This window comes from Rhodococcus sp. (in: high G+C Gram-positive bacteria), assembly GCF_049286785.1.
GTDB lineage: Bacteria > Actinomycetota > Actinomycetes > Mycobacteriales > Mycobacteriaceae > Rhodococcus_F.
In genome coordinates this window covers 1-6,463 of sequence record NZ_JBAQEO010000780.1, presented here as the reverse complement: position 1 = coordinate 6,463, position 6,463 = coordinate 1, and the positions used below count along the sequence as shown (strand labels likewise).

Genomic DNA, 6,463 nt, shown 5'->3' with positions numbered 1-6,463 from the left:
ACCAGACTCACCGCGGTGGCCGTGCCACCGATGTCGATCCGGGCGCCGGGCATCCCGTTGAGCCAGGCGTTGGTCGCCACGAAGTCCGGGAACTTCGCCGCGCGGGCCAGGAACGCCACCACCTTGTCGACTCCGATGACCGGCTTCCGAGCGGCCGTCACCACGCCGCCGCCGTCGGCGATCACCACCACGTCCGGGGCGAGCACCTCCACCAGTCCCTGCACGTCGCCGGTGGAGACGGCGGCCATGAACTTCTCGACGACCGCCTGCTGTTGGGCTCGGTCCACCTGCATCCGTGGCCGCCGCGCCGCGACGTGCCCGCGGGCGCGGTGCGCGATCTGCCGGACCGCGGCCGGGGTCTTGCCCACCACCTCGGCGATCTCCTGGTATGGCGTCTCGAACACCTCGTGCAGCACGAACACCGCCCGCTCGTCCGGACCGAGGGTCTCGAGCACGGTGAGCATCGCGATCGAGACGTTCTCGGCGAGTTCGGCGTCCTCGGCCACATCGGGGCTGGTGAGCAGCGGCTCAGGCAGCCATTCCCCGACGTACTCCTCCCGGCGGCGGGACACGGAGCGGAGCCGGTTGAGCGCCTGCCGGGTCACCATCCGCACCAGATAGGCGCGCGGGTCGAGAATCTCGGCCTGGTCGACGTCGGCCCACCGCAGCCAGGTCTCCTGGACGACGTCCTCGGCGTCCGCGGCGGAGCCGAGCATCTCGTAGGCGACGGTGAAGAGCAGGCTGCGGTGGGTGACGAACGGGTCGTCGGTCATGTCGCCGAGGGTACGGCGAGAGGCTTCAGGTCACACGCCGCCGCGAAGCCCTGCGATTCGATGCCGAGAGCGATGTTGGTGCGGGTGTAGAGGTTCGCCAGCGCGATGTACGCGGTCAGCTCCACCAGCGCGGGTGCGCCGAGTTGCTCGAGCAGCCGCGCGGACATCTCGTCGGTCACCGTCGGCGGGGTCTGGCTCATCGCTTCGGCGTACTCCATGACTTCGCGCTCCAACGGCGTGAACACGTCCGACTCGCGCCAGCGCGGCACCTCGCGGGCCTTGGCCAGGTCGAGTCCCTCGTTGTGTGCTTGGAAGTAGCCGAAGTCCAGGCAGAAGCTGCAGCCGACCAGACTCGCCACCGCCATGTGGGCAAACGACTTCAAATTCTCGTCACACCGATCCCACTTCTGGGCCTTGCGACCGACGGTGAAACTGAAGTTCAGCACCTTCCGGTTGTGCCACGCCACCTCGACGGGCTCGGCCACCTCACCGACCATCTTGCGGGACATCCGCTTGACCACCGCGCCGTAGATGCCGGTCAGTTCTGCCTTCGGGATTCTGGTACTGCTGGCCATGACTCCTCCTTCGATTGCTTTTGCTCTCGACATGAAGACACCGGCCACGAATCACGTGTGACACTCGTGCCGGGATTCTTGCCGGCCATGCCCGATCCCGCAGCTACTGACCAGCTACCCGCCTGGACAGGATCGCAGACGCGGTCGCCGCGATCGTCCGGTCGCCATCCTCGGCGAGCTCGGCGAGAGCCTCCTGCGCCGATGCACCAGGAATCTCGGCTAGTGCCTGCGTGATTCGTGAGCGTGTAGAGGCGTCGACGGTGTTGTCGAGCTCGCCCTGCATGGCCCGGACGATATCGTCCGCAGAGGCCGAGACCTCTGCCAACAATCCCAACACCTCGGCAGCTTCGACGTCGGATCGCCCCTCGACGACCATCTCGAGGAGGGTGCGCATCGCATCGACGCCACCCCGGGGCCCGAGAGCCAGGGCAGCGCGGTCGCGCACTGTCACGTCGCAGTCGTCGAGAGCCCTCGTCAGCAGCACCGTTGCTTCCGCGGAGGGCACTGCTGCAACAGCGACAATCACACGGCGACGAACGTCGGCCATCGCCGAATCCAGACCCGGGGCAAGCTCCGCCAACACCTCGCCGGCGGCCCTCGCCAACGACCACCGCAGCGCTCCGGCGACATTCGGGTCGTCCTCCGACAGCACTGCCTCCACCAGCGCCTCGACGGGCAGTGACGCGCCGTCGTGCAATGACAGCACCGCTTGCTGACGGCGGGCCCCGGACTCCGATTCGAAGGCGCGCAACAGTGTGACGATGCGCAGGACGTCCACCCACGCCGCGGGCGCGGCCGCGTCGACGTGCTCGAGCTTTGTGAGCAGTTCCTTCTCGGCGGCGATCCGCGCTCGCGTGTGCCGGATGAGGCCTGCCACCAATTCGGCCGGCGCGAAGTCGGGCTCGTCCAGCGCCCGCTTGGCCTCGTTCAGCGACAGCCCCAGGGTCCTGAGGCTCTCGACATGGAAGAGGCGAGTGATGTCGTCGGCGGAGTACTCGCGGTAGCCGCCGGACGTGCGGCCCGTCGGGTTCACCAGCCCCAGCGCGTCGTAGTGGCGCAGCATACGGGTGCTGACGCCGGAACGCCGCGAGACCTCCCCGATCAACATTCCATCGTTTCCTTCTCTGTGTTCGGACCGGTAACGGCGACGCTTTTCGCCATCTCGAGCGAGAGCGTGAACCCGCTCTCGGGGTCGCGACGGAGCCGCTCGGTGGCTTCTGCATGAGCCCGAACGCATGGATCGGGACTCGTCATGGCGGCGTCGAGAATCGGTGCGGCGGCCTCTCCGAGCGTCCCCAGCGCGCGGCTCAGGCTCTGCTGCATCTGGCGGTCACCCCGTCCGAGTGCGGTCGCCAAATCTGCGGCGAGCTCACCCTCCTCGCCGGGTGGCACGAGCGCCACGGCGGCCCGCCACGCACTGCGCGCGACTTCCTCGTGTTCGTCGTGCAGCAGTGTCGACACCGCAGGCCAGGCGCTCCGTTCACCGATCTTGGATAGGGTGTGCATTGCCTGACTGCGGGCCTGCGCGGTGTCGGATCCGAGCTCCTCGAGCAGTCTCGGTACCGTGATCTCTGCCGGCAAACGGCACAGCGCCCAGGTCAGCATGTCCCGGACGAAGAAGTCCGGTTCGAGGGCACACCGGGCGACGAGGGTCTCCGCGAGACGCTGATTACGGAGCGTGCCGACCGAGAGCGCCGCCTGAAGTCGAGTCGACGGGTCGTCACCGGCAAGAGCGTCGACGAGGCGAGCATCCTGCTCACTGTGGTTGGTTGTCTTCACGAGCAACCACCTCCTTCGGCGTCCATTCGACTCCTTGTCACAGTGTCAGGGTCAAGCGATGGACGCTGCCAGAAAGTCTGGCACATTAGAGATCCACAGAGGGGAACACACGTTCGAGTGTCGGGGTAGGGTGGGTGCATGGCATCCCCTGCCTCGGGCTATCGCCAGCATGCTGCATGGCCCAGCCACCAGGTTTCGCTGTTCGACGACCCTTCGCTCGGCGTCGAACTGGGCGCGCTCGGCACTACCGTCTCGCGGCGAACGCTCACCGCGGGCGCCTGGATCGACGTGCGCCCGGGTTGGCTCAGCGGGTCCGAGGAACTGTTCATCACGCTTGCCGAGTCCGTGCCGTGGCGGGCCGAACGACGACAGATGTATGACCGTGTGGTCGATGTTCCCCGGCTGGTCCGCTTCTACGGCGAGGACGAATCCCTGCCCGATCCGCTGCTCGCCGAGGCGAGAGCGATGCTGAGCCGGCATTACCTGCCCGAACTCGGCGAGCCCTTCACCACGTCCGGACTCTGCTTCTACCGAGACGGAACCGACAGCGTCGCGTGGCACGGCGACAACATCGGTCGCAGCCGCACCGAGGACACGATGGTGGCCATCCTGTCCCTCGGCGCCGCGCGTCCGCTGCTCCTGCGGCCCCGCGGCGGCGGGCACTCGATCCGGTACTCGCTCGGCCACGGCGACCTGCTCGTGATGGGCGGATCCTGTCAGCGCACCTGGGAGCACTGCGTCCCCAAGAGCAGCCGCCCGCTCGGGCCCAGGATCAGCGTGCAGTTCCGGACCCGCGGCGTGCGCTGACCTCTATCCGCGACGAGCTGCGACGGCCTCTGCCAACCGGTCGAGCTGCGCGGCCGTCGTGTTCCAGTCGATGCAGGCATCGGTGATCGACTGACCGTAGGTGAGCTCTTCGGCGTGGCCCAGGGTGAGATCCTGGCGTCCGGCCTCGATGAAGCTCTCCACCATGACGCCGACGATGCCCCGGTCGCCGGCTGCCAGCCGGGCCGCGACGTCATCGAGGACGTCCACCTGCTTCTCGTGGTTCTTGCTGCTGTTGCCGTGGCTCGCATCGATGACGACGCGTTCGGGCAGGCTGGACTTACGGAGCCGGGCGAGGGTGTCGGCCACGGTTGCCTCGTCGTAGTTGGGGCCCTGGCTACCGCCGCGCAGGATCACATGGCAGTCCGGGTTGCCGACAGTGCGGATCAACGCGGCCTGGCCGTCGAGGTCGGTGCCCGGGAACACGTGGCTGGCGGCGGCCGCACGTGTTCCGTCGACCGCAACCTGCACGTCGCCCTCGGTGGAGTTCTTGATTCCGACAGGCATGGACAGCGCGCTGCACAGCTGCCGATGTACCTGGCTGGCCGCGGTGCGGGCGCCGATCGCGCCGTAGGTGACCAGGTCCGCGATGTACTGCGGCAGGATCGGGTCGAGGAACTCGCAACCCACCGGAAGGCCGAGCGAGGACACATCGAGCAGCAGTTTGCGGCCCATCCGGAGGCCGGTGTCGATGTCGAAGCTGCCGTCGAGGTGCGGATCGTTGAGCAGCCCCTTCCAGCCCAGTGTGGTGCGCGGCTTCTCGAAGTACACCCGCATCACGATGTGCAGGTCGTCGCGCAATTCCTCGGCCTTCGCGGCGAGACGCCGCGCGTAGTCCATGGCCGCGGCGGGATCGTGGACGGAGCACGGGCCGACGACGACGAGCAGACGGTCGTCGTCGCCGTTCAGCACGTTCACGGTGTCGGCGCGGCCGGTGCGCACGGTGGCGGACGCGACGTCGTCGGGGGCGAATTCGCGGCGCACCACGGAGGGCGCGACCAGCGGGCTGATGCTCACGGTGCGCTGATCGTCGAGGCGTTCACCGGTGGTGTGGAGGCTGACATTCATGGGTTCGGGGTTCCTGTTCTCAGGCCGACCCTCGAAGACTGTGAAGCTTCCCGCGAGCCGGTCTGTTATCCGGCTCTGGGGGTGGAGGTGATCAGCGCGTGGTTACGCCGACCGACCCACCCGGGGCCGGCCTGCTAAACCAGAAATATGCACGCTGCATGGCGACCACAGTAGCGGCTGGTTTTGCATGGCGCCAAACCGGCCCTCTCACGCAGCCACTTCGACGCCGAGTGCTTCGAGCAGCAGCGTGCGGTACTCCGCTGTCTCCACAACCCGGTTCGTTCTGGGGTGCGGCAGGTCGATGGTGAGGACGACGATGCTGCCGTGGTCGAGCATGAGCACCCCGTCGGCGAGGGCGATGACTCGTCGACATCGTGGGTGACCAGTAGGACGGCCGGTTGGTGGGCGGCGCAGAGCTCGCGAAGCAGCACGTGCATCTTCAGCTTGGTGAGAGCGTCGAGCGCACCGAAAGCGGTCCGGTGACGAACTTGTCGCAGATTTCGCAGAGTTGACGCAGCAGCAGGGGCCGACGGCTTCGTGGCGGGAGCAGTAACTATGGGCGGCAAGGGTTTTGAGAATCTCACTGCTGAGTCAGATCATGGCGTCCGGAACGATCGTTGCCGACCGGGGTAAGGCTGAACTGGCGGCGCTCTTGCCGATGGCCTCGTCGTAACGGTGGGGAACTCCCGGCACAACTGAGCGATCGCCCGGCTGATGCCCTGCGCTTCCTGGCTGGCGGTGCGGATGCACGCGAGCCGCGTCCGGGGCGAACCAGACTACGAACTCTCGCGGAAGATGATGTTCTCCGGTTCGACGGTCAGGCGCAGGAACTGATCGGTCCCCTCCATCAGGGTGTCCAGGTGCGTGGCGTGGCCGCGGGCGTTTCGAGGTGGAACCCGTGGTGTACGTCTCACTCGCCCTGAACGCGAGGAACTGGTACCGGTCCGCGGTGGCCTCCAGTGGGCAAAGAACCCGAACCTGTTCGCGATGACCTTCTGCCTCCCCACTACCGCCGATGACTTCCGAGGTCCGCCCATGGACACCCCCGCCGGGGTGGTCTCAGCCGTCCTGTTGGACTGGATGGAGGAGCTGGACACCGGGTTGATCGTGCGGGGTGCCAGGCACCGCAAGAGGGGTCCTGCACATCTCGGCCCCTCCCGCGGCAACCGACCCGGCACGGTACGACTACGGGCTACCCGGAAGACGATCCACCTACGGGATCGAGCTGGAGCGATGCGGGTTCGGTTGAAACTTGCCCGCTCAGCGTTCCGCATACGGGGTTGGCCGTGGAAATCGGCCTCATGAAGGTCCTGCGTGCGACAAGATTCTGTGATGAGTGCGGATTCCGCGTCGGTTCCTGACCTCGATCTGGTCCAAATCGGGCCGGTCGAAGTCGACCCGGCTGCCCTGGAAGGGCCGGGGTCGTCACTGTGGGATCTCATC

General features: G+C 67.2%; 6 protein-coding genes and 1 pseudogene. 1 reads left to right on the top strand and 6 read right to left on the bottom strand.

All coding sequences use genetic code 11. The features are described from left to right. The 4 genes from sigJ to WAW17_RS28025 all read right to left on the bottom strand — a co-directional run. On the bottom strand, positions 1-773 hold a 773-nt coding region (sigJ, locus tag WAW17_RS28040), incomplete at its 3' end, for an RNA polymerase sigma factor SigJ (protein WP_422336128.1). Beyond that, entirely contained in the window at positions 770-1,348 is a 579-nt protein-coding gene (locus WAW17_RS28035) for a carboxymuconolactone decarboxylase family protein (RefSeq protein ID WP_422336127.1), read from the bottom strand. The genes sigJ and WAW17_RS28035, both read right to left, overlap by 4 nt. 103 nt (positions 1,349-1,451) lie before the next feature. Then, positions 1,452-2,456 carry a MerR family transcriptional regulator gene (locus WAW17_RS28030; protein ID WP_422336126.1) on the bottom strand — a complete coding sequence of 335 codons (1,005 nt, stop codon included), beginning with the start codon at positions 2,454-2,456 and terminating at the stop codon, positions 1,452-1,454. Continuing rightward, on the bottom strand, positions 2,450-3,127 hold the full coding sequence (locus WAW17_RS28025) for a HEAT repeat domain-containing protein (protein WP_422336125.1): 678 nt from the start codon (positions 3,125-3,127) through the stop codon (positions 2,450-2,452). Before WAW17_RS28025 ends, WAW17_RS28030 begins: the two co-directional genes overlap by 7 nt. Positions 3,128-3,265: 138 nt before the next feature. Between WAW17_RS28025 and WAW17_RS28020 the strand changes: the two genes are divergently transcribed. After that, the gene (locus tag WAW17_RS28020; RefSeq protein ID WP_422336124.1) at positions 3,266-3,934 is read left to right on the top strand and encodes an alpha-ketoglutarate-dependent dioxygenase AlkB; all 669 of its coding nucleotides are present in this window, start codon (positions 3,266-3,268) and stop codon (positions 3,932-3,934) included. Positions 3,935-3,937: 3 nt separating this feature from the next. On the opposite strand, the gene WAW17_RS28015 is transcribed toward WAW17_RS28020, so the two are convergent. Next, the gene (locus WAW17_RS28015) at positions 3,938-5,020 is read right to left on the bottom strand and encodes a 3-deoxy-7-phosphoheptulonate synthase (RefSeq protein WP_422336123.1); all 1,083 of its coding nucleotides are present in this window, start codon (positions 5,018-5,020) and stop codon (positions 3,938-3,940) included. Positions 5,021-5,227: 207 nt separating this feature from the next. Then, positions 5,228-5,490, bottom strand: a pseudogene (locus WAW17_RS28010) (sulfonate ABC transporter ATP-binding protein); the annotation flags it as partial. Between the last annotated feature and the right edge of the window lie 973 nt (positions 5,491-6,463).